This window comes from Mycobacterium marinum (assembly GCF_003391395.1).
Classification (GTDB): Bacteria; Actinomycetota; Actinomycetes; order Mycobacteriales; family Mycobacteriaceae; genus Mycobacterium; species Mycobacterium marinum.
In genome coordinates, this window is record NZ_CP024190.1 from 3,825,615 (window position 1) to 3,848,474 (window position 22,860).

Below are 22,860 nucleotides of genomic sequence, written 5' to 3' on the forward strand. Positions count from 1 at the left end.
GCCGCGACAGCTGCCGTTACATCAGTGCGCGCGCGCCTTCCCGACGGAGCTTGCCCGACGTCGTCTTCGGCAAGCTCCCCGGAGCCAGCAACCGCACCTCACGCGGCGCATGACCGACGTGACTGCTGACGCGCGCTGCGATCGCTCGTCGCAGTTGGGTCAGCTCAGATTCGTCGAACCGATCGTAGACTTCGGCCAGTACCGCGAAACCTTCGCGATCGGTGTCCAGCCGCAGGGCCGCTACGCATCCTTTGCGTACGCCCTCGACACTTGCGGCGGCACGTTCGATGTCGTGGGGATAGAGATTTCGGCCAGCCAGCACGATCATGTCCTTGGCACGACCGCAGACATACAGCCGTCCCAGCTCATCGAGATAGCCGAGATCTCCCGTATCAAACCAGCCCGCGTCATCGACCAACGGTATGGGGCCGTCCACGGTGACGTAGCGCTTACCGATCGAGGGACTGCAGAGTTCGATGACGCCTACCTTTCTGGCGTCCTGCAGCTGCCCATCTCGGGTGATGCGGATTTGCATGTCGGGAATGGGCAGCCCAACGCAAACCACAGGTTGCGCGCCCTGGGCATCCGCGGCGACGGGTTCAGCGAAATGATCTTCCGAAAGGCGCTGCCGGGAAACGTAATCCACGACGGCCGGCGCGCCGAATGCACCAGCCGAAACCGTTAGCGCGGCTTCCGCTAGCCCATAGAATGGCGTTGGCACGCCCGAACCCATACCGAACCGCGCTCCCACCGTCGCCAAGTTCTCCAGATCACGGTGATCGATCGGCTCGGCTCCGTTGACCGCCACGCGGAGGGCCGACAGATTGATCGATTCTGGGTCGGCCCGTTCGAGCACACGCGCCAACACCGAATACGCGAAGTTGGGCCCTGCGGTGACATTGGCCCGGAACTTGCTCAGCATCTCGGCCCAGACGATGGGCCTGCGCAGGAACTCGTCAGTTCGGATCACCACCACCGTGTTTCCCGTTTTCATCGGTATGCAGATGAACCCGACCATCCCCATGTCGTGGCACAGTGGTAGCCAGCTGGCCATCACCGTATCGACGGTGATATCAACTGCCTGGCATGACGCGTCGATGTTCGCGGCAAGATTGCCGTGGCTGATTTCCACCGCCTTCGGGATCCCGGTCGATCCCGAGGTGAGTTGGCGCATCGCGATGTCGTTGTCGTTGGTATCCACGACAGCGGCTGGACCCGTGCCACGCAAGGAGCCCACAGCGCATACACGCAATCCCTCCGCGGTCAAAGCATCCGCGGCCATCTCAAACGGATCACCCACTACAACCAGCGCGGCACCTAGCATCCGGCATGCACGTACGGTATCGGCGATCCACACCGCGAGATCACTCCGCGGAGTCGGCTGCTGCAGCATTGTCAGTGCGGCACCACGAAGCCACAGTGCCTGAGCCAGCGGCGCCACATCGCAGGCCTCCGCCGCCAGCACCGCGACCGTGTCGCCACGGCCAATCCCCATGGCGGCCAGACTGTTTGACATGCCATGGGCCTGTTCCTGAATCGCACGCCAAGTCATCTCTCGGGGAGTATCGACCGAACCGACATAAAGAGCGTTCGGGGAAGACTCGGCAGCGGCACCAATTTCACGGACCAACCTACTACTCAAGACAAAAACTCCTTTACTCGGCAAACATTATCGAAACAGGCCGCATCGGCACATAACGCGCGATTCCCCACCCCCGGCCAGGACCCACGAACCACAAACTTGTGACGCTCCCTTTCCGACAAACCGCTTACCCGGCGGATCCGATCGGTGGCCGCAACACCGGCCAGCCCAATCCAACGAACAACAGAAACACCACTCCACTCCCGAAAGCGACACCACCATTCAGAACCCGACACTCACACACCCGCAATCGCAACAGACCATCCGAGCGAAACTTCACTCTCCCGCGACAACACCCAGCCCGGCTTGCCCGCACAAACACTTTCCCAAATATTCACTCCTAGTAACGGCGCTGAACCCCGGAGTCACCACGATTTCTTCAGCCGACCTAGGATGCGTCCGCTCACCTCGCGATCTGTGTCAAAATTCGCCGGACATCAGATGCGCAGCCATCGCACGGATCGTCGGATAGTCCCAGACAATGGTCGCATCTGCCTCGATACCGTGCTCACGCTGAAGATCAGCACACAAAGACAGGCTCATAGCCGAGTCAATTCCACATTCAGGCAACGGAAGATCAACGTCAATCGAGCCCGGAGACATGTTGAGGTACAGGCCGACTTTTCCAATCAACCAATCTGCGAGCTGCCGCTCGTCCAATTCACCACTGTCGATATTAGACAATCCCGCCCCCATCATCGTTGCCGAGGTGACCATTCCGATAGCACTGGCCTCGGACAAGCCACCAACGCCCAGCGTCGCACCGACAAATCCAACAAAACTCAAATCTTCGATCGATTGCCGCGCTACGCTTGCGTGACAATCGCCGCGTCCTCCATCATCAAGCCCGACTTCCGAGCCATCGCTTAATCCGACAATTTCCGGTAACTAATGAATACATTGCCACAACGCTAATCAGACGACTCGATTATCCGGTGTCTACTATGGCAGTGGATTCAGGAGTTTTATGATACTACGGATTCGCCAAAGAATCCTCGTTACCAAACTTCCAAGCCGCCCGCCGATGGGATCAAAGCGTATCCGTTTCTGCCGGTGTCCGGCCCCGGGCCAGCGACGATGTCAGCCCGACTCATCGGTCACCCGTAGCGGATGCTGACCACCGAGATTGCTGGCCTCAAAACCGAAATCGCCGAACACATCACGATGCTCGCTCCCGTCGCTGCTCGTGACCCGACTGGCGGCACTGCCCGAGGCGGAGATCGTCGGCGAGACAACTCCTCATCGGTTTCGGTCCAAGGACAGCACCACCTGCCAAAGGGAGGAGCTTTCGAGGCCAACCTCGGGCTCCGAGAGCGTGGGCAAACCCGTTGCCGCCATTACGGGTTCGTCCGGATTGATCGGCTCGGCGTTGGCAGCGGCACTACGCGTGGCCGATCACCGCGCGCTTCGGATCGTGCACCGAGCACCAGCCAATTCCGAAGAGCTGCACTGGATCCCCGAGAGCGGCGAGTTCGATCCCGACGCACTCACCGATGTCGACGTCGTCACCAGTTCCACCACAACACAATTGGTGAAGCATTGAGCCACGCCACAGCCCACCGCGACCAGATCCAGCACAACTCCGAACACCGCGAGCACGCTCGGCGGAACCCACCACCAGGGCGGGCTACCGCCAAGCCGCCCGATCAACTACGCCGACACCCGCGGAAAATCGATCTCGGTGCCCGCAACGTTGTTGAAGTAGTTGGTCAACACGTTAAGCGCCACGTGACCGAGGACCTCGGCGATCTCGGCGTCGCTGACTCCAGCATGACGAACCGCGGCAAGCTCGGACTCATCGATCCGGCCGCGCTGCTCATTGACCGCCACGGCGAACGCGAGAATGGCCGCCACCTTTGGGTCGTCCGCGTCGCCCTTGCGCGCCGCCGCCGCCTGCTCGGCGCTCAGACCCGCCAGTCTCTGTCCGGTGTAGGTATGCGCCGACAAGCAGTACGAGCAGGTATTGGACTGGGCGATGGCAATTGCCAGGCGCTCACGGGTGGACCTGGGCAAAGTGCCGCCATCGAGGCTTCCGGCAAGCCCGAGATAGCCATGCAGAAGTGCGGGGCTATTGGCCATCGCGCGAGTCAGATTGGGGACCGAACCCAACGCTTGCTTCACCGCCGCAAGCGCCGTCGCCTGTTCGGGTGTTGCGTCGGCCTCGGTCACGAGGGGCAGAGTGCTCACTATTCCTCCATGGGTGTCGATTTGTTTCCGGCCCGCCGCCGCAAGCACGACGGGTACTGTTTGGACACCGACAACCCCTGCGGCGTTACACCGCAGGCGCAAGGTTCTGTCGGCGGAGTGAGGATTCGACACCAGTGGCGGTACCCAAACGAACCATCGTCGATGATCGATGGGCGACCGAAAGCGATCTGATCGCTGCTTTGCAGGCCGGCGACGGGAAAGCGTTTCGCGCCCTGGTCGAAACGCTTCACGCACCGCTGGTCAGGCTGGCCGGCATCTATGTATCGCGGGCGACAGCCGAGGACGCGGTCCAGAACGCGTGGGTCTCGGCGGTGCGCTCCATCGGCAAGTTCGAAGGTCGGGCCAGCGTTCGAACCTGGATGTTCCGGGTCGTGCTCAACCAGGTGCACACGCTGGCCCGTAAGGAAGCCAATACGGTGCCCTTCGCGACGGCCGGACCCGAGGTCGACCCACGTCCATCCGTCGATCCCGAGCGGCTGATCGATCCCGAACTGGGACCCAACCATTGGCGTGATGTGCCGGTCCGATGGGACCTACTGCCCGAGCAGAGACTGTTGTCGGCAGAGGTTCGCTCCGTGGTGGTCGAAGCGCTGCAGCAGCTGCCCGGCGCTCAACGCGAGGTGGTAGCGATGCGCGATCTCGAGGGGTGGTCGAGCGAGGAAACCTGTGAGGCATTGGGCATTTCAGCGGTCAATCAGCGGGTCCTGCTGCACCGTGGCCGCACCGCCCTGCGCGCAATACTGGAGGAGTATTTCCATGACAACTGATGGCGACTTCATCTCCAACGAACTACGTATTACCTGCTCGGACGCGGTGGCTCTGGTGACCGACTATCTCGAGGATGCGCTCGACGAGTCTGACCTGAACCGGTTCGAACAGCACACCAGAGGGTGCCAGGCGTGCCGCGTCTATGTGGACCAGATCCGGCGCACCATCCGAATCGCGGCAACCACGCGAGATGAGTCGGTAGAGGTGCGGCCGGCCAACTTCGACGCGTTGCTGGCCGAGTTCGACCGCCTCGGTCGGGATTCAACGTTGTAGCGTGGCCCCCGCTGTGCGGTGACCGGATTCGCGGATCTCGCCGACTGCCATGGTCACGCCACGATTGTGGTCCCGACCGTCAACTGACGGTGAAACGTCGTTCAATCCAGTCGCCTCGGTGCGGGGGATCCGGCCTGGGCGGGATTTGTCCGGACCACCGAGGGGCGGACCGTTCGCCATCTCCAAAGTGTGCTGGCATCGGTGAGCGGTTCGCCGGCCGGGCGATCACGCCGCAGCGCCGAGCATCCGCTGACGGATGTGCCCCAGAACGGTGTTCTAATCACGCTATGGTCCAACGGCTTTGACTGCTGCGACCGGCAGCGCCGCGGCGCGCGGCCGACCCAGATGGAGTTGGTCCGCACCCGCCCGCCGGGGGCCTCACTTCCCGGTGGACCACGGGGCATCATCGTTGCTGTGCGCCAAAAATTTAATTGGTTGACGACGGCCCTGCAACGCCCCAAATCGTGTAATCTTCGCTCTCGGTACGCATCCCTGTGGCCAGCTAAATGAACAAACGGAGACGCGCGTGGCATCCTCGATTTTCCACGAGATGAAGAAGGAAGGGCCGCTCTACGCGCTCTTTCTGAACTGCACCCTGAAAAAGGGCCCGGAAGTATCGAATACCGAAGCATTGTGCAATCTGCTTATCGACCGGCTCAAGGCCCACGAGCCCGACATCGAGACCGAGATAGTCCGAGTCGTTGACTACGACGTCAAGCCCGGAGTCGGCAATGACGAGGGGGACGGCGACGAGTGGCCGCTGATCCTGGAAAAGGTCAAGCGTGCCAACATCATCGTGCCCGCCATGCCGATCTGGATGGGTGTGCGATCGTCGGTGATGCAGCGAGTGATCGAGCGCCTCGACGGCACCACGAAGACGGTGATGTGCGAAAAGACCGGGCAGTTCCCGCTCTACGGGTCGGTGGCCGGCATCGTGGTGACGGGCAATGAGGACGGCAGCCACGATTGTGTGGCCAACACTTTCGGCAACCTGCTGCACTTCGGGGCGACGGTGCCACCCAACACCGATCTGTATTGGGTCGGTGACGCAGGTCCGGGCGCGAGCTATATCGAGGCTGGCGGCGAGCTGTCGCCCTATGTGCGCCGCAATGCCGAGCTGACCGCCACCAATCTGCTTTTCGCGGCAAAGCTGTTGCGGGAAAACCCATATGCCGTCAACATCGCGCAGCTGAACGCACAGATGATGGAACGCAACAAGGTCAAGATGGCCGCGATGAAGCTTGCGATCGACTACATGCGCGCGAACATGCCGGACTGATCTTCTATCCCTGGGAGATAAGGGAATTTGCCATGCAGCCGTCCGGAGATCCGGTTCCAAGCGTCGGCGAGGCCGAGGCGACGGGTGAAATTGCCGAGCTCTACGCGGACATCCGCGAGACGCTTGGAATGTCATTCGTCAATCTGATCTGGCGCAACATCGCGTCCATTCCGGGTGGGTTGCGCTGGATCTGGGAAACGATGAGACCGCTCTACACCAACGGCGCGGTGTACGGGCAGGCGGACGCCTTGCGCGAGGCGCAGGATCTGCCGACAGTCCCCCGGTTCAGCCGGGCCGCCCTGCGGTCGGTGGGCATCAACGCTGAGGGTGAGTCGGCGATCCGTGCCGCGCTGATCGGCTACGACCGCGGCAATCCGCTCAACATCGTTTCCTTTTCGGCCATCATGGCGCGATTGGACGGACAGGGCCAACCGGCCGCTCCCCCGGCCCAGCAACCGCCGCGGCACGGCGCCGGCACGCCCGCCCCGACGAGGTTGAATTTCGATCAGATGCCCTCACACGTGGCCGAGATGGTGCGCACGGTCAACTTGATCGGCGCCCGCGGCAAGGCCAAAGACGTGCAGGTCAGCCTGCCGCGAAACCTGGCGCACTGGCCAGGCTTCTTGGTGCTCTACTACGCCGCGTTGCGCCCGCTGCACGATGACGGGTCACTGCTGACGACGATCGACGCGGTGCTCGCCGACGGCCGACGCCGGGGGGTCACGGTCAGTGGTGCACTCGGGCCGACCGAGCCGCCTGACCCCGAAACCGCGGCAGCAGTGAAGGATTCGCTGGAAAACCTGGTCCCCAACGCGATGGGGCGGATGATTCCGGTGGTGAGCCTATTGCTGAACATGATGCCCACCGAATAGCCGCTTTCGAATAGAAGGGTAGGACGAAGTCATGCAGCTGACCGAACTGGTGGATGGCCTCGGGGTCGCCGACGTCGTCGACGCCATGATGATGACCTATGCGCATCGCGCCCACATCATCGAACTTGACAGCCCGGACCCGGACCGAGTGCTCGTCGGCCCCGCGGTCACCATTTCCTTTCTGCCGGTACGCAAGGACCTGATGGACCCGGAGAAGCACAGCCTCGGTCCGGCGATCTACCGTGCCGTCGCCAAACATGACCCTGCCGGCGCCGTGCTGGTGATGGCATCCAACGGCTACCACCAGACCTCACTCGGCGGCGGCACCAAGCTCAGTCGGGTCGAAAACCTCGGCATGGCAGGCATTCTCGCTGACGGCATGCTGCGTGATTTCGAGGAGCTGAGCACCTACAACTTCGCGACCTACTGTCACGGGGAAACGGCGCGCGGAGGCGGTAACGAGATCCAGCCCTACCTGGCCGACGTTCCGGTAGCGATCGGCGGCGTCACCGTGGTTCCCGGCGATGTGATCTTCGCCAAGGGTTCGACGGCCGTGGTGATCCCCGGCGATCAGGCCGAGGCAATCCTGACCAAGGCACACAACATCATGAAGAAGATGGACCAGGTCAAGGAAAGCCTGAAATCCGAAGACCCCGAGACGGTGCTGCGTCAGGGCAGCGGTGAACTCTGATGGCACCGTCGAACACCAGCGAACAGATCGTCGCGGCGCTTGCGGCCGAAGGCGTGGAGTATGTGTTCGGGATCCCGGGCGACGAGAACCTGCATTTCATGGAGGCGCTGCGCAACGACGGGCGGATCAAGTTCATCCTGTTCCGCCACGAGCAGGCGGCGGGCTTTGCGGCCGCCGCCTATGGGCGCCTCACCGGCAAGCTGGCTGTCGCGATGTCAACACTTGGCGCGGGCGCGATGAACCTGACCACCCCGGTGGCCCACGCCTATCTGACGGCCATGCCCATGCTCGTCATCACCGGCCAAAAGGCGGTGCGCGACAACCGCATGGGGCAATATCAAATTGTCGACGTCGTCGATGTGATGCGGCCCATCACCAAGTTCGCCGCCAAGATCCCGTCCGGACCAATGGCCGGATCGTTGCTGCGCCAGGCGATGATGTCGGCGCTGGGTGAGCGTCAGGGGCCCGCGCACCTGGAACTACCCGACGACGTGGCCAGAGAAACCGAACTCGGGCCACTGGTGCCATGCTGGCACGGCGACATTCCGGTAGCCACGCAGGACAGCATTGAGACCGCGGCCCGGTTGATCCGTGACGCCCGCCGGCCGCTGATCATGGTCGGCGGCGGCACCCGCGCCAATCGGCCCGCGGTGGCGGCGGCGGTGCGCGCGCTCATCGAAAAGACCCAGATCCCCTTCGTGGCAACCATGATGGGCAAGGGCGTCGCCAACGAGGACGATCCACGCTATCTCGGTTGTTCGATCATGCCGGGTGACTATCCCAACTGCGCCATCACGACGGCGGATGTCATTCTCAACGTCGGTCACGACGTGCTGGAGAAACCGACCTTCTTCATGCAACCCGACGACGGGCGCACGGTCATCCACCTCAATCCGTTCGCCGCCCAGGGCGACAACAGCTACTTCCCGCAGGCGCAGGTCGTCGGCGACATGGCAGACGCGCTGCACCGGCTGACCGAGCAACTCTGCCCCAATCCGGCGTGGGACCACGATGGCTTCCACCGACTCGCAAAGGCGATGCAGGACAGCATCAAACGCGCCTCGACCGACACGTCTTTCCCGGCCAAGCAGGGGTACCTGATCGCCACGCTGCGTGACTTCATGGCCGACGATGACATTCTGTCGCTCGACAACGGCATCCACATGATGTGGGCGACCCGCAACTTCAACGCGCGCCAGCCCAACACGATGCTGATCGACCATGCGCTGGGGTCCATGGGCATCAGCCTGCCCGCCGCGATCGCCGCCAAGCTGGTTCATCCCGATCGCAAGGTGGTGGTGGTGACCGGTGACGGCGGATTCGCCATGAACAGTCAAGACCTGGAAACGGCGGTTCGCCTCGGGCTGGATCTGATCATCGTCGTGTTCAACGACAATGGTCTGGGCATGATCGCCCTCAAGCAGATGTCCGATGGCTTCGGCAGGTACGGGGTGGACTTCACCAATCCCGATTTTGTCGGCTTCGCCCACAGTTACGGGGCGACGGGTCACCGGTTGGATGATCCAGCCCGGTTCCGCGATGTGCTCGATCAGGCCGCCGCGGCCGGCGGTGTCCACATCATCGATGCGCCGGTCGACCCACAGCAGAACATGGCGCTGATGATGGAGATGCGTTCGGTGGACTGCGAGAAGCTGCTGGCCGGCAGCCAACGATAGCGGGCAGCCACGCCGGCGTGCTGGCTAGCTGTCGGCAGCCGCGTCGAATTGGCCCCCAGCGGCGGTGGTCTCCGGTGACACCGTCGGCTGCCGCCAGGGCCATCGACCCGTCATCTCGACGGTGAGCGAGATGCTCAGAAAGGTCCTGATCGCCACGACACCGGCTAGCGCGGCAACGCTTTCCCCGTTGGGAGTCACCAGGATCGTGTTGATGATGTCGCCGGCCACCAGCAGCTCCAGGCCGATCAGGATGGATCGCCCGAGATTTTGCCGGAACTCCCGATAGGCGCGGTCCGGCCTGCGCGGCAGGTGGGCGACGAAGAGCCCCGATGAGACCACCGCGCCCAGCATGATCACCGCGACGCCCATGCCGTCGATGGCCATGCCTATCCGACTGACAGTTTCGATGAAGCTCATTACACGCAGGGTATCGCTGCAGCCCGGTGTTGTGACAGCACATCAACTACCCACGTGGTCCGCCGAATTCCTGCCGCGCCGAATCACGTTCGGCACCTGACGGAATCGCCGATCAGAACATGTGACGTCTTGGTTCGCGACGCAATCCGGGGCCCAGGGCGGTCCGGGGTATGTTCACCGGCCGGTGGCGTGCGGCTCGCCGGCGCGCGCACCGGCCGCGTATCCGGCCGGTGATGCGCCTCGCTCACCCGGGACCGGGGGTGCCGACGCCCACCGTCGCAACACGGTGCACCGCCATCGTCGGCCCGTCCCGGCCGAGGCGCCACGCACATGCCGGCGGCCTCCATCATCTGAAAGTAGCTGCCGCGCCGGGCCACCAGCTGTCGGTGAGTCCCCTGTTCGACGACCCGCCCTGCCTCCATGACGAGGATCGCGTCGGCGTCGCGGATCGTCGACAGACGGTGGGCGATAACGAAACAGGTTCGGCCACGCCGAAGTTCGGTCATCGCCCGCTGAATCAGGGCCTCGGTGCCCGGGTCGACCGAACTGGTGGCCTCGTCGAGGATGAGAAATTGCGGACCCGCCAGAAATGCCCGAGCGATGGTGATCAGCTGCTTTTCGCCGGCGCTGAGGTTGCCGCCGTCCTCGCTCACCCAGGTGTCGTAGCCGTCACGCATGCCACAGACGAACTCGTCCAGATGTGCCGCCTTGGCCGCCGCGATGATCTCCTCGCGGCTGGCCTCGGGACGTCCGTAGCCGATGTTTTCGGCGATGGTGCCGGCCAGCAGCCAGGTGTCCTGCAGGACCATGCCGATCCGAGAGCGCAGCGAATCGCGGTCGACGGTGCCGATGTCCACTCCATCGATCAGGATCCGTCCGGAGTCCACCTCGTAGAACCGCATCAACAGATTCACCAGCGTGCTCTTGCCCGCCCCGGTGGGCCCAACGATCGCGACCGTCTTGCCCGCCTCGGCCACCAGAGACAGATCCTCGAGCACCGGCCTGCCCGGCTGGTAGCCAAAGTTGACCTGGTCGAATTCGACCCGGCCACCCCCAGCACCGACTGCGGGCAACTCGAGGCCCGGGTCGTCTTGCTGTTCAGGCGCATCGAGCAGCTCGAAAACCCTTTCCGCGGACGCAAACCCGGCCTGCAACACGTCGTACCTGGTCGCGACGTCGGTCACCGGCTGGTTGAACTGGCGCACGTACTGGATGAACGCCTCGATGGTGCCGAGGCTGAGGCTGCCCGACGTCACCTGCAGTGCGCCCACCACCGCCACCACCAGGTAGCCCAGATTGCCGACGAACGTGGTGGCCGGAGAGATCAGCCCCGAGATGAACTGCGCACCCGAGCTGGTGCGGTAGACATCGTCGTTGATCTGCGCAAATTGGTCGCGCACGGGTGTCTGATGGCCGAAAGCCTGGACCACGGCAAGCCCGCTGTAGATCTCCTCGACCGCCGCGTTGAGCCGACCAATATCGGCGGCCCGGGCCACCCGTAGTTGCTTGGAGCGCTGCAGGAGGAAGCGACTCGCCAGCACCGATATCGGCACGGTGACCATCGTGAGCACCGCCAGGAGCGGCGAAATGGTCACCATCATCACCAGTACCGCCAGCACGGTCAGCACCGTGGTGGGCAGCGCGCTCGCGGTCTGCTTCAGAGCCATCTGAACGGTATCGATGTCGTTGGTGACCCGGCTGAGCAGCTCGCCGTGCCGGTGCGCGTCGACGTAGGACAGTGGGAGCCGGTGCAGCTTCTCCTCGAGCTCGGTGCGCAGGCGCTCCATCATTTTCTGGATTGCGATCTTCAGCAGCTGGGCTTGGACCGAGACCAGCAATGCGGAAACGCAGAACAGGGCCGCGGCCACCAGCAGGGTGTGGGCGATGGCGGTGAAGTCGATACCCACGCCCGGCACCACGTCCATCGTGGACAACAGGTGCGCGACGGTGCCGTCGCCCCGCGCGTATGCCGCCGACACCGCCTGCTCCTTGGTCGTGCCGGCGGGCAGCTGACGACCCATCATCCCGGCGAACAGCAGATCGGTGGCGTGCCCGAGCAGCCGTGGCGCAATCACATCGATCGCGGCGCCCGCGATGGCCAGCACGACGACGGCGGCCATCAGGCCCCGGCTGGCCAGCAGCCGTTTGCACAGACGTGCGGCGGTCCCGGCGCGCCGTGCCGGCACGGCGGCACACCCGCGCCGGAACCGGGGCCAATGTTGGTGGCCGATCACTGTCACGTCCCTCCCCAGCTCGATGACCTAATTCGCTTATCGCCGCCACCAGCGTCGAACGTGTCCCTTGTCGGCTTCTGCATGCATTCTTGAGACGCCGGGTTTCGCGCGGCAGATCCCCTTGGACCGGCTCGACACCGGTTCAGGCCGGTTCAACCCGGTTCAGGGACGTGTCCGGGTTATGCCGGGGCCTGGGCCGCGACGAACTCGGCGTAGCGCGGGCAATCGGCCAGCAGCGACTCGTGGGCGCCCATCGGGGCGCGTGAGCCGGTGGCCGAGCCGCCGTGCAGGAAAATCACCTGGTCCGCTTCGGCCGCCGCGCCGACTCGCTGTGACACCGTGATGACCGCGGCGTCGGGGCAACTGGCGCGCAGTGCGGCCCACACATCGCGCTGGGTGCGCACATCCAGTGCCGAGAAGGCATCGTCGAGCAAGTACACCGAGGGCCGGCGGATGACGGCGCGGGCGATGGCCAGCCGCTGTCGCTGGCCACCGGAGAGATTGACACCGCCCTGCGCAACCGGCATCTGCAGGCCGTCGGGGTGGGCGGCCACGAATCCGTCGGCGGCCGCGATGCGCAACGCCTCCCACATCTCGGCGTTCGTGGCGTCGGGCTTGCCGTAGCGCAGATTGTCGGCAACCGACCCGGCGAACAAGTATCCGCCCTGAGGGACCACCGCGATCGAGCGCAGCTGTTCGGGATCGCAGTCGCGCACGTCGACTCCGTTCACCCGCACCGATCCACCGGCAACGTCATAGAGCCCGGTGAGCAGTGAGATCATCGTCGACTTGCCCGAACCGGTGGCGCCGACAATCGCCGTCACACTGCCCGGCGTGGCGGTGAACGACAGGTCACGCAGCACGGCCCGGTCCGCGTCGGGATAGCCGAAACTCACGTTGTGCAACCCGATGACCGCATCATTGCGGGCGGGCGCGCCCCCACCATGGTCGGCTCGGGCCGGTGTCGAGGCCAGGCCGGCGTCGGTCGATAGCACCTCATTGATCCGCTCAAAACTGGCGGCCGCCGCCGGCATGTTGGCCAGTATTTTCGACAGCATCGACGCCGCGGCCAAGATCTGCATCGCATACAGCATGAAAGCGAGTAGCTGCCCCACCCGCATCTGGCCGGCGTCGATGGCCGTCGCGCCGAACCAGACCAGCGCAACGCTGGACAGGCTGATCACCAGGGTGGCAACCGGCGCCAGCAGGGCCTGCCACCGATCGGCGGCCAGCGCGGTCCGCGAGTAGCTGGCGCTGACTTGGCCGAACCGGCCCCGTTCGAACCCTTCACGAGCGCAGGCGCGGACCACCCGGATGCCCGAAAGCTGTTCGCGTACAACCTGGTTCATTCGATCAAAGAGTTTCTGCAGACCGCGCTCGTGGGCGATCAGGTGCGACATGATCCATGAGGTGAGCGCCGCCAACACCGGAACCGCCACCAACAGCACCCAGGACAGGGCGGCGTCTTCGTGCGCCGCCATCACCACCCCGCCGATGCCGGTTATCACGGTTGCGATCAGCGTCGTGATGTACTGCTGCAGCGTCGACTCGATCGTTTGTACGTCGGTAGTGGTGCGCGTCAGCAGCGAGGAGGCTCCAAACCTGGACACCTCGAGCATCGACCAACCGGTCACCCGGTCAAACAGCTCCCGGCGCAGGGCACGCCCGAACCCCATGCTGACCAGCGAGCCGAGGTAGACCGCGGCCACCGAGCACAGCAGCTGAATTCCGCCGGCGGCCAGCATCACCGCCCCCAGCCTGATGATTGTGGCGGTGTCCCCCTGGGCGATGCCGCGGTCGATGATCCTGGCGTCGACGGCCGGCAAGTACAACGCCGCCAGGGTGCCGACCAGCTGCACCGCGGTGACCGCCGCCAAAAGGCGGGGATTACCGGCGACGCACCGCCGCACCAGCCTCAGCGCGGTGGTCGCGGTAGGACTGCGCCGCGCGGCGTGGCCGACCAGGCGCCGCAGCGCCGTATCGCTGGTTGGCACGCCCGGTCCGGGTTGGGCAGCGATCACTGCGGCGTCCTTCCGATGCATCCAGTGGTGCGGTCAACCACAGCGTCAGCGGCGCGCCCTGGCGGATTCTGAAAGGATTCTCAAGACGGTCGACAGCCAGGGCCGGGACCTGGCACACCACGGCCGCGGGTGACCGGCTGCTACGGGTAACGTCGCAACTGTGACCGGGTCAATCCGCTCCAGCACGGCTGGAATCGACGTGCGCCAACTTGGCAGCGTCGATTACCAGACTGCCTGGCAGATGCAACGCGACCTGGCCGACGCCCGCGTCGCCGGCGGCCCCGACACGTTGCTGCTGCTGCAACACCCCGCGGTCTACACCGCCGGACGACGCACCGAGCCGCACGAACGGCCCGGCCCCGTCTTTGCGGGCGCCGCCGGGGCCGAGGCGATAGATGTCGTAGACACAGACCGCGGCGGAAAGATCACCTGGCATGGCCCAGGCCAGCTGGTCGGCTATCCGATCATCGGTTTGGCCCAACCACTCGACGTGGTCAATTACGTTCGGCGCCTCGAAGAATCGCTGATCAAGGTGTGTCTTGACTTGGGTTTGGAGACCGGACGGGTCGAGGGCAGGTCCGGGGTGTGGATACCGGCCGGATCCGGGCGCCCGGAGCGCAAGATCGCCGCCATCGGTGTCCGGGTGTCACGGGCGACAACGCTGCACGGCTTCGCGCTGAACTGCGATTGCGACTTGGCCGCGTTCACCGCGATCGTGCCGTGTGGCATCTCCGATGCCGGGGTGACCTCGCTATCGGCCGAGCTTGGCCGCACCGTTGGCGTCGAGGAGGTCCGCGGCGCAGTCGCCGACGCCGTCTGCAATGCGTTGGACGGAGCCCTGCCGGTCCGCGACCACCGGGGCGCCCGCGTAGCATCATCAACGTGAATGTCGCTCCGGAGCCCGGTGCCGCCGGCGCTGCGGCTCCGCAGGGCCGCAAGCTGCTGCGCCTGGAAGTGCGCAACGCGCAGACCCCTATCGAACGCAAACCCCCGTGGATCCGCACCCGCGCCCGCATGGGGCCCGAATACACCGAGCTGAAAAACCTGGTTCGGCGCGAGGGCCTGCACACGGTGTGTGAAGAGGCTGGCTGCCCGAACATCTTCGAATGCTGGGAAGACCGGGAAGCCACGTTTTTGATCGGCGGGGACCAGTGCACCCGTCGTTGTGACTTCTGCCAGATCGACACCGGAAAACCGGCCCCGCTGGATCGCGACGAGCCGCGCCGCGTCGCCGAGAGTGTGCACACCATGGGCTTGCGCTACGCCACCGTCACCGGCGTGGCGCGCGACGACCTGCCCGACGGCGGCGCCTGGCTCTACGCGGAGACCGTGCGCGCCATCAAGGAGCTCAACCCGTCCACCGGCGTCGAGCTGCTGATCCCGGACTTCAACGGCAAAGCTGATCAGCTTGGCGAAGTCTTCGAGGCCCGCCCGGAGGTATTGGCGCACAACGTCGAAACCGTGCCACGGGTTTTCAAACGGATCCGGCCCGCCTTCACCTATCAGCGCAGCCTGGACGTGCTTACCGCGGCCCGCCAGTTCGGGCTGGTGACCAAGAGCAACCTCATTCTTGGCATGGGGGAAACCCCTGAGGAGGTGCGCACCGCGCTGGTCGATCTGCATGATGCCGGCTGCGACATCATCACCATCACCCAATATCTGCGCCCGTCGCCGCGCCACCACCCGGTCGAGCGCTGGGTACGGCCCGAGGAGTTCGTCGAGTTCGCCCAGTACGCCGAGGGGCTGGGCTTCGCCGGGGTGTTGGCCGGTCCGCTGGTGCGCTCGTCCTACCGGGCGGGCCGGCTCTACGAGCAGGCCCGGTCCCGCAACACCTCGGGAGCCTCGAACTCAGGCTAGCCAGTGCCTACGTATTCTTGACAACTATGGCCAGATCCCGAAATTCCGCTGAAAACAAGGCCGCCAAGGCCGAGGCAAAGGCGGCCCGCAAGGCCGCCGCCCGGGAACGCCGCACCCAGCTTTGGCAGGCGTTCAACCTGCAGCGCAAGGAAGACAAGCGACTGCTGCCCTACATGATCGGGGCTTTCGTCCTGATCGTGGGCATCTCGGTGGCGGTCGGGGTGTGGGCCGGCGGGCTCACCATGATCACGATGATCCCGTTCGGCTTGCTGCTGGGCGGTCTGGTGGCGTTCATCATTTTCGGCCGCCGCGCTCAACGGGCGGTCTACAGCAAAGCTGAAGGCCAGACCGGTGCGGCCGCCTGGGCGTTGGAGAACCTGCGCGGCAAGTGGCGCGTGAGCCCCGGGGTCGCCGCGACCGGCCACTTTGACGCCGTACATCGGGTGCTGGGCCGGCCCGGCGTGATTCTGGTCGGCGAGGGATCCGCGGCCCGGGTCAAACCGCTGCTGGCACAGGAGAAGAAGCGCACCGCTCGCCTGGTCGGCGAGGTACCGATCTACGACATCATCGTGGGCAACGGCGACGGCGAAATTCCGTTGGCCAAGTTGGAACGCCACCTCACCCGTCTTCCGGCCAACATCACCGTCAAGCAACTGGACTCGCTGGAGTCGCGACTGGCCGCTCTGGGGTCACGGGCCGGCGCCGGCGCCCTGCCGAAGGGGCCGTTGCCCAACGCCGGCAAGATGCGCGGTGTCCAGCGCTCGGTGCGCCGCAGGTAGCTGCGCACACGCTCTGCCCGGGCCCGACCGCCCCGGACGGGGCGCGGTCTCAGCGCCGCACCACCGCCGTGGCCGTCAGCCGGTCGTGGATCCCGCGCCCATCGGCGTCGGTGAACAGCGGCGGGACCACCAGGGCGATCAGCAGTCCGCGTCCGGCCAGACGGCCGACCCCGACGGGCATCCGTCCATCCAGCCTCACCACCGCCAGACCGAGCATCAACTGACCTGGCGTGAATCCGAACAGGCGTACCGCCAGTACACCCATCAACAGCCAGATCACCAGGACCACCGTCGACAACATCGCCTGGGGCCAGGCACCGACTCCCGCGCCCAGCAGGGCCAGACCGTAGGCCAGCAGCCAGTCGACGCACAGCGCCGCCAGCCGGCGCCCCGTTCCAGCAAGCGATCCCGGCCCGGTTCTCGGGAACCCGAGCGTCTTACCCGGATAGCTGGTGGACGATTCTGTGGTCATCGGCCCGGTCCGCTCGCATGGTTGTGCTTCCCAGCGAGCCGGCCGACGGCTGGCGGGGATATTGTCATCGACGGACCAGTTACGATCTTGCGGGCCATGGCTTCACAATAGGACTCGGCCAGCAGCCGGGGGCTGTTGCCGGGGCTGATGGTCGCGTAACGTCCGCGCAACACGGGGTTGACTGGCGGGCAACAACACCTCCATAGCGTCGGCCGCGAATCACCTAAGCAAAGGAGCACTCAGTGACGGATAAGACGCCCGACGACGTCTTCAAACTCGCCAAAGACGAAAGCGTCGAGTTTGTCGATGTGCGGTTCTGCGATCTGCCCGGTGTCATGCAGCACTTCACGATTCCGATCTCCTTCTTCGATGAGGCCGTTTTCGAGGAGGGCCTGGCCTTCGACGGCTCCTCGATCCGCGGATTCCAGTCGATCCACGAGTCCGACATGCTCCTGCTCCCGGACCCCGATACCGCGATCATCGACCAGTTCCGCGAAGCCAAGACGCTGAACCTGAACTTCTTTGTGCATGACCCGTTCACCCTTGAGCCCTACTCCCGCGACCCGCGCAACGTCGCCCGCAAGGCCGAGAACTACCTGATCAGCACCGGCATCGCCGACACCGCCTACTTCGGCGCCGAGGCCGAGTTCTACATTTTCGACTCGGTGGCCTTCGACTCGCGCACCAACGGGTCGTTCTACGAGGTGGACGCCATCTCCGGGTGGTGGAACACCGGCGCAGCCAACGAAGCCGACGGCGGCCCCAACCTCGGCTACAAGGTCCGCCCCAAGGGCGGGTACTTCCCGGTGGCGCCCGTCGACCACTACGTCGACCTGCGCGACAAGATGCTGACCAACCTGATCAACGCCGGCTTCAGCCTGGAAAAGGGCCACCACGAGGTGGGTACCGGCGGGCAGGCCGAGATCAACTACAAGTTCAACACGCTGCTGCACGCCGCGGACGACATGCAGCTCTACAAGTACATCGTCAAGCAGACCGCATGGCAGGCCGGCAAGACCGTGACCTTCATGCCCAAGCCGCTCTTCGGTGACAACGGATCGGGTATGCACACCCACCAGTCGCTGTGGAAGGACGGCACCCCGATGATGTACGACGAGACCGGGTACGCCGGCCTGTCGGACACGGCTCGCCACTACATCGGTGGCCTGTTGCACCACGCGCCTTCGCTGCTGGCCTTCACCAACCCCACGGTGAACTCCTACAAGCGGCTGGTACCCGGCTACGAGGCCCCGATCAACCTGGTCTACAGCCAGCGCAACCGCTCGGCCTGTGTGCGTATCCCGATCACCGGCAGCAACCCGAAGGCCAAGCGCCTCGAGTTCCGTTGCCCCGACTCGTCGGGCAACCCGTACCTGGCGTTCGCGGCGATGTTGATGGCCGGTCTGGACGGCATCAAGAACAAGATCGAGCCCCAGGCGCCGGTCGACAAGGACCTCTACGAGCTGCCGCCGGAGGAAGCCGCAAACATCCCGCAGGCCCCGACCCAGCTGGCCGCGGTGATCGACCGGCTCGAGGCTGACCACGAATACCTCACGGAGGGTGGCGTATTCACCCCCGACCTGATCGAGACGTGGATCAGCTTCAAGCGCGAGAACGAGATCGAGCCGGTCAACCTGCGGCCGCACCCGTACGAGTTCGCGCTCTACTATGACTGCTAGAGACGTCTAGCGCGCTTCCAAGTCGTGTAACACACACCGGGTACAGCAACCCGCTTGGCGACCCTCACCGGTCGCCAAGCGGGTTGTCTGTTTTTCGCGCCGGAGTCTGCGCCGTGCCGCCCTGCATCGCAGACGGTGCATCGGAAGGGCCAGCGATAGCCGGCAATCGCGTTTGCGGATCCACGCCATCGATTAGGCTCTGCTCAGCACGGCTCGTTGACTCTGGCTTGCTGAATTCTGACTGTTCCTGGCCGAACCGGGGGGCACATGTCGTACGTCATTGCGGCACCAGAAGAGTTAGCCTCGGCGGCAAGGAATTTGGCGAATATCGGGGTGACGATCAACGCCGCGAACGCCAATGCGATCCTCGCGACCACCGAAGTCATCCAGCCCGGCGCCGATGCGGTGTCGGCTGCGATCACGGCCCTGATCAATTCGCACGGCTTGGGATATCAGTCGATCAGCCAGCAGACGACGGCGTTTCATGACCGGTTTGTGCAGACCGTCAACGCGGCTGCGGCCAGCTACACAACTACCGACCTCACCGCTGCGTCCCTGCTGAAGAGCATGCCTGCCGCAGTCAACGCACCCGCGCAGGCGTTGTTTGGGCGGCCGCTGATCGGCAACGGCAGCAATGGCGCTCCAGGAACCGGGGCACCCGGCGGCGACGGCGGATTATTGTTCGGCAGCGGCGGAGCCGGTGGGTCCGGCGCTGGCGGTCAAGACGGTGGAGCCGGTGGGCGAGCCGGGCTCTTCGGCAACGGTGGCGCCGGCGGTGCCGGCGGGACGGGCCAGACCCAAGGAGGCGCCGGCGGGGCCGGCGGCCTGTTCTTAGGCAACGGCGGCGCCGGCGGTCCGGGCGGCTCCGGTGGCCTCAACGGGGGTGCCGGTGGTGCCGGCGGGGTCGGCGGGTTGATGTTCGGAGCCGGCGGTGCCGGCGGGGCGGGTGGAACGGGGACCTCCGGTATCGGTGGTTTGGGCGGGGACGGCGGTAGCGCCGGTGGCCTGTCGATCTCCGCCGGCGGGGCCGGTGGCAATGGCGGAACCGGGTTGTCCGGTTTCGGCGGTGCAGGTGGTGCCGGCGGAAACGCCGGACTCTACGGGCACGGTGGTGGCGGCGGAGCCGGCGGCACTGGCACCGGCATGGGCGTGGACAACGACGGTATCGGTGGGGCCGGCGGGGCCGGCGGGTCCGGCGGCTGGCTCATCGGCACCGGCGGAACCGGCGGCACCGGCGGATTCGGCGATGGCCCCCTGGGCGGGCAAGGCGGTGACGGCGGCAACGCCGGACTGTTCGGTGTCGGCGGCGACGGCGGTCTGGGCGGCACCGGCTTCTTTGGGGTCGGCGGAGCCGGTGGCGCCGCCGGCAACGCGGGCCTGATCTCCGGAACCGGCGGGGTCGGCGGCCAGGGCGGCGTGGGCGGGTTCGGCGAAGGCGGGGCCGGCGGGTCCGGAGGCGGGGCCGGGCTGATCGGCAATGGCGGCAGCGGCGGCACCGGCGGCAACGCCGTCGGGAACTCTGGGGTCGGTGGCCACGGCGGCGCCGGTGGCCAGGGCGGCAGGCTCTACGGCAACGGCGGGGTCGGGGGCAACGGCGGATTCAGTGGCCCCATCACCGCCGGCGGGGCCGGTGGCACCGGCGGGACCGGGGGCGCCGCCGGACTGTTCGGTGACGGTGGAGCGGGCGGCGCTGGCGGGGCCAGCGGGTTCGCCAGCGGCGGTACCGGCGGCATCGGCGGTACCGGCGGGTTGCTCTTCGGCACGGCCGGTGACGGCGGCAACGGCGGGTTCGGCGCTGGTGGACGAGGCGGCTCCGGCGGGGCCGGCGGCGACGCCTGGCTGTTCGGCAGCGGCGGCGCCGGCGGCAGCGGCGGGGCCGGCGCCATCAACGACGGCGGCTCCGGCGGGGCGGGCGGCAACGGCGGACGTCTGTTCGGAGATGCCGGAGCCGGTGGGAGCGGCGGGGCCGGCGGAACCAGCTTTCTCGATACCGTAATCGTTAGCAGCAACGGCGGGGCCGGCGGCAATGGCGGCAGCGCCGGGCTGGTCGGCAATGGCGGGGCCGGCGGCGCCGGGGGCCAGGGCGGGCTAATCGTCAGCGCCAACGGCAACAACGGCGGGGCCGGCGGCGACGGTGGCGGCGCCGGGTTGCTGTTGGGGGCCGGCGGCGCGGGGGGCCAGGGCGGCCTGGGCGGCAACACCGGCGACGGTGGCAATGGCGGCAACGGCGGCAACGCGGCTTTGATCGGTGACGGCGGAAGTGGTGGCGCCGGCGGCGACGCCGGCAGCGGCGACGCGGGCGACGGCGGCGACGGCGGCGACGCCCGGCTGGTCGGCAGCGGTGGTAACGGCGGCAACGGCGGATTCAGCGCGACGCCGGCCGCCGGCGGCACGGGTGGCGCCGCCGGCGCGGTGTTCGGCTCGGATGGGGTGGATGGGCTGCCCTGACCGGCGACCGATCCAAATGGCCGGATTGGCCGTCCGCGCCACGGCTAGCTGTCGAGCGAGAGGTCGTTGCGGAATCGCGCCATGCCGTCGATCTTCGCGTCCAATCCGGCGTCCGGCCCGGTGTAGAACATCCACGGCATGGTGATGATCCCGGTGATGCCGGCATCCTCGGCACGCTGGTAGTCGGCGGGGGTGAAGGCATCGGTCAGCGGCGTCAGGATGGTGAAATCATCTACTGGCAAGCCGTTTTCGGCACGCAGTTCGCGTAGCCTGCCCACCGCCTCGATGGCCCGTTCGGTCTTGATCAAGTCTCCGATCCAGCCGTCGTAGCGGGCGGCGCGGCGCAACGCGATGTCGCTGAGCCCCCCGACGTAGATCGGAATGGGCGGCGGAGTTGGCTGCATCTCCAGGCGCGGAGTTTGGTAGAACCGACCCTCGAATTCCGTCCAGCCCGGTTCCCACAGCCGCTTCATCAGGGCGAGCATTTCGTCGGTACGTTTGCCGCGGGCCGCGAACTGCTCCCCCATCAGAGCGAATTCCTCGGCGCACCAGCCGACGCCGACGCCCAGCTCGACCCGTCCCGACGCCAGAAGTGCGGCAGTAGCAATGGCTTTCGCCGCCGAATAGGGGTTGCGCATCGCGGGAATGTACACGGTGGTGACGAACTTCAGCCGCCGCGTCACCTGCGCAAGCGCACCCACGAGGACCCAGGGATCAGGCCAGTCGGTGAACGGCTGCCATCGCCGCTGCCCGTCCTTGGTATAGGGGTAGGGGGTCTGCAATGTCTCCAGGTTGACCACGTGGTCCGGGATCCCGATGCCGTCATAGCCCAGCTCGTCGGCGGCCTTGGTGATCTGGATGATCTCCGAGGTGTTGAGGAAGGCGCTGCTGACGTAGAACTTCACCGGACCTCCCGCGCCCAAGCCGGTTTGATGAAGACCCCCTCGGCCTGCGCCGTGATTCCCTCGGCGTCGGACAGAAATCCGCGTGCAAAGGTTTTGACGCCTTCGGTCCGGTCCACCCATGCTTCGCAGCGCAGCGGCCCCAGTGGGGTGCCGCGCAGGTATTTCACCGTGATGGTGCCGGTGAACAGGGGCTGGGTCCGTCCCTGGCTGGCCGCCTCGCCAAGCAGATGATCCAGCACCAGTGCGCACACCCCGCCGTGCACCAGGCCGGGCGGACCCTCGTAGGCCGCGCCCAGCACGAATTCGGCCCGGCACCGGCCGTCTGCGGCGTCGGGATCGCGATGGACAACCACCGGCGGTGCTATCGGATTGCACTGGCCGATTACCGCATTTGCCAGCGGAATCGGGCGCGCGTCACCGCGGTAGCTGACCTCGCATGGCCGGCTCTGCTCGCGGCGCAGCGACTGTGTCACCGCCTCGATCACGGCCCTCGCCTGCAGGATCCCCTCTTCGTCTGCCCGGGTTTGGATGGTGGCGTCGATGAGATCGCGCACGGCCTCGGCCAGGGGTGCGTAGGTCGCCTCGACCCGATCCAGCTCAGCGTCGTCGCTCGAGCCCTCGAACGCGGCGCCCAACCCG

At 65.9% G+C, this 22,860-nt stretch carries 20 protein-coding genes and 1 pseudogene; 12 read left to right on the plus strand and 9 right to left on the minus strand.

Translation table 11 applies throughout. The features are described 5' to 3' along the window. Positions 1–16 precede the first annotated feature (16 nt). Entirely contained in the window at positions 17–1,642 is a 1,626-nt protein-coding gene (locus CCUG20998_RS15790) for a fatty acyl-AMP ligase (protein ID WP_050674574.1), read from the minus strand. Between the two features lie 420 nt (positions 1,643–2,062). Continuing rightward, on the minus strand, positions 2,063–2,428 hold the full coding sequence (locus CCUG20998_RS15795; RefSeq protein WP_020730670.1) for an acyl carrier protein: 366 nt from the start codon (positions 2,426–2,428) through the stop codon (positions 2,063–2,065). Positions 2,429–2,957: 529 nt separating this feature from the next. Here CCUG20998_RS15795 and CCUG20998_RS15800 point away from each other — a divergent pair. After that, positions 2,958–3,155, plus strand: a pseudogene (locus CCUG20998_RS15800) (NAD-dependent epimerase/dehydratase family protein); the annotation flags it as partial. A gap of 137 nt (positions 3,156–3,292) precedes the next feature. Here the strand turns inward: CCUG20998_RS15800 and CCUG20998_RS15805 are convergent. Then, a complete protein-coding gene (locus CCUG20998_RS15805; RefSeq protein WP_012394931.1) occupies positions 3,293–3,829 on the minus strand; it encodes a carboxymuconolactone decarboxylase family protein in 537 nt (178 codons plus the stop codon). Between the two features lie 134 nt (positions 3,830–3,963). Between CCUG20998_RS15805 and CCUG20998_RS15810 the strand changes: the two genes are divergently transcribed. From CCUG20998_RS15810 to CCUG20998_RS15835, 6 genes are all read left to right on the plus strand, one after another. Beyond that, positions 3,964–4,617 (plus strand): RNA polymerase sigma factor, encoded by a 654-nt coding sequence (locus CCUG20998_RS15810; RefSeq protein ID WP_012394932.1) that lies wholly within the window; start codon positions 3,964–3,966, stop codon positions 4,615–4,617. Then, complete coding sequence (locus CCUG20998_RS15815) at positions 4,607–4,891, plus strand: zf-HC2 domain-containing protein (protein ID WP_012394933.1); 285 nt, start codon at positions 4,607–4,609, stop codon at positions 4,889–4,891. The genes CCUG20998_RS15810 and CCUG20998_RS15815 overlap by 11 nt, the downstream gene beginning before the upstream one ends. Before the next feature lie 526 nt (positions 4,892–5,417). Further along, complete coding sequence (locus tag CCUG20998_RS15820; protein WP_012394934.1) at positions 5,418–6,170, plus strand: flavodoxin family protein; 753 nt, start codon at positions 5,418–5,420, stop codon at positions 6,168–6,170. A 32-nt stretch (positions 6,171–6,202) separates the two neighbouring features. Then, the gene (locus CCUG20998_RS15825) at positions 6,203–7,042 is read left to right on the plus strand and encodes a hypothetical protein (protein WP_103653946.1); all 840 of its coding nucleotides are present in this window, start codon (positions 6,203–6,205) and stop codon (positions 7,040–7,042) included. Positions 7,043–7,073: 31 nt separating this feature from the next. Beyond that, positions 7,074–7,733, plus strand: coding sequence for an RraA family protein (locus CCUG20998_RS15830; RefSeq protein WP_012394936.1), 660 nt, complete (start codon positions 7,074–7,076; stop codon positions 7,731–7,733). Further along, positions 7,733–9,409 carry an acetolactate synthase large subunit gene (locus tag CCUG20998_RS15835; RefSeq protein WP_020730666.1) on the plus strand — a complete coding sequence of 559 codons (1,677 nt, stop codon included), beginning with the start codon at positions 7,733–7,735 and terminating at the stop codon, positions 9,407–9,409. Before CCUG20998_RS15830 ends, CCUG20998_RS15835 begins: the two co-directional genes overlap by 1 nt. Positions 9,410–9,433: 24 nt before the next feature. Here the strand turns inward: CCUG20998_RS15835 and CCUG20998_RS15840 are convergent, their stop codons facing one another. From CCUG20998_RS15840 to CCUG20998_RS15850, 3 genes are all read right to left on the minus strand, one after another. Then, entirely contained in the window at positions 9,434–9,826 is a 393-nt protein-coding gene (locus CCUG20998_RS15840; protein ID WP_020730665.1) for a DUF1622 domain-containing protein, read from the minus strand. Between the two features lie 83 nt (positions 9,827–9,909). Further along, positions 9,910–12,012, minus strand: a complete 2,103-nt coding sequence (locus CCUG20998_RS15845) for an ABC transporter ATP-binding protein (protein ID WP_020730664.1) — start codon at positions 12,010–12,012, stop codon at positions 9,910–9,912. Positions 12,013–12,239: 227 nt separating this feature from the next. Then, entirely contained in the window at positions 12,240–14,081 is a 1,842-nt protein-coding gene (locus tag CCUG20998_RS15850) for an ABC transporter ATP-binding protein (RefSeq protein WP_020730663.1), read from the minus strand. A gap of 160 nt (positions 14,082–14,241) precedes the next feature. Between CCUG20998_RS15850 and lipB the strand changes: the two genes are divergently transcribed. From lipB to CCUG20998_RS15865, 3 genes are read left to right on the plus strand one after another with little or no spacing between them, the layout of a single operon-like run. Beyond that, positions 14,242–14,967, plus strand: a complete 726-nt coding sequence (lipB, locus tag CCUG20998_RS15855; RefSeq protein WP_020730662.1) for a lipoyl(octanoyl) transferase LipB — start codon at positions 14,242–14,244, stop codon at positions 14,965–14,967. Continuing rightward, positions 14,964–15,938: a lipoyl synthase gene (gene lipA, locus CCUG20998_RS15860; protein ID WP_011739517.1), complete on the plus strand. Its 975-nt coding sequence runs from the start codon at positions 14,964–14,966 to the stop codon at positions 15,936–15,938. Before lipB ends, lipA begins: the two co-directional genes overlap by 4 nt. A gap of 26 nt (positions 15,939–15,964) precedes the next feature. Further along, positions 15,965–16,717: a DUF4191 domain-containing protein gene (locus CCUG20998_RS15865; RefSeq protein ID WP_011739516.1), complete on the plus strand. Its 753-nt coding sequence runs from the start codon at positions 15,965–15,967 to the stop codon at positions 16,715–16,717. A 49-nt stretch (positions 16,718–16,766) separates the two neighbouring features. Here the strand turns inward: CCUG20998_RS15865 and CCUG20998_RS15870 are convergent, their stop codons facing one another. Next, positions 16,767–17,189: an RDD family protein gene (locus tag CCUG20998_RS15870; RefSeq protein ID WP_020730661.1), complete on the minus strand. Its 423-nt coding sequence runs from the start codon at positions 17,187–17,189 to the stop codon at positions 16,767–16,769. A gap of 242 nt (positions 17,190–17,431) precedes the next feature. Here CCUG20998_RS15870 and glnA point away from each other — a divergent pair, with 242 nt between their 5' ends. Further along, complete coding sequence (gene glnA, locus CCUG20998_RS15875; RefSeq protein ID WP_020730660.1) at positions 17,432–18,868, plus strand: type I glutamate--ammonia ligase; 1,437 nt, start codon at positions 17,432–17,434, stop codon at positions 18,866–18,868. Between the two features lie 267 nt (positions 18,869–19,135). After that, positions 19,136–21,316 carry a PE family protein gene (locus CCUG20998_RS15880; protein ID WP_050674576.1) on the plus strand — a complete coding sequence of 727 codons (2,181 nt, stop codon included), beginning with the start codon at positions 19,136–19,138 and terminating at the stop codon, positions 21,314–21,316. A 44-nt stretch (positions 21,317–21,360) separates the two neighbouring features. Here CCUG20998_RS15880 and CCUG20998_RS15885 read toward each other — a convergent pair whose 3' ends face one another. Both CCUG20998_RS15885 and CCUG20998_RS15890 read right to left on the minus strand, forming a co-directional pair. Beyond that, positions 21,361–22,221, minus strand: coding sequence for a TIGR03619 family F420-dependent LLM class oxidoreductase (locus tag CCUG20998_RS15885; RefSeq protein ID WP_020730657.1), 861 nt, complete (start codon positions 22,219–22,221; stop codon positions 21,361–21,363). Continuing rightward, entirely contained in the window at positions 22,218–22,856 is a 639-nt protein-coding gene (locus tag CCUG20998_RS15890) for a PaaI family thioesterase (protein ID WP_020730656.1), read from the minus strand. Before CCUG20998_RS15890 ends, CCUG20998_RS15885 begins: the two co-directional genes overlap by 4 nt. Positions 22,857–22,860: the final 4 nt, after the last annotated feature.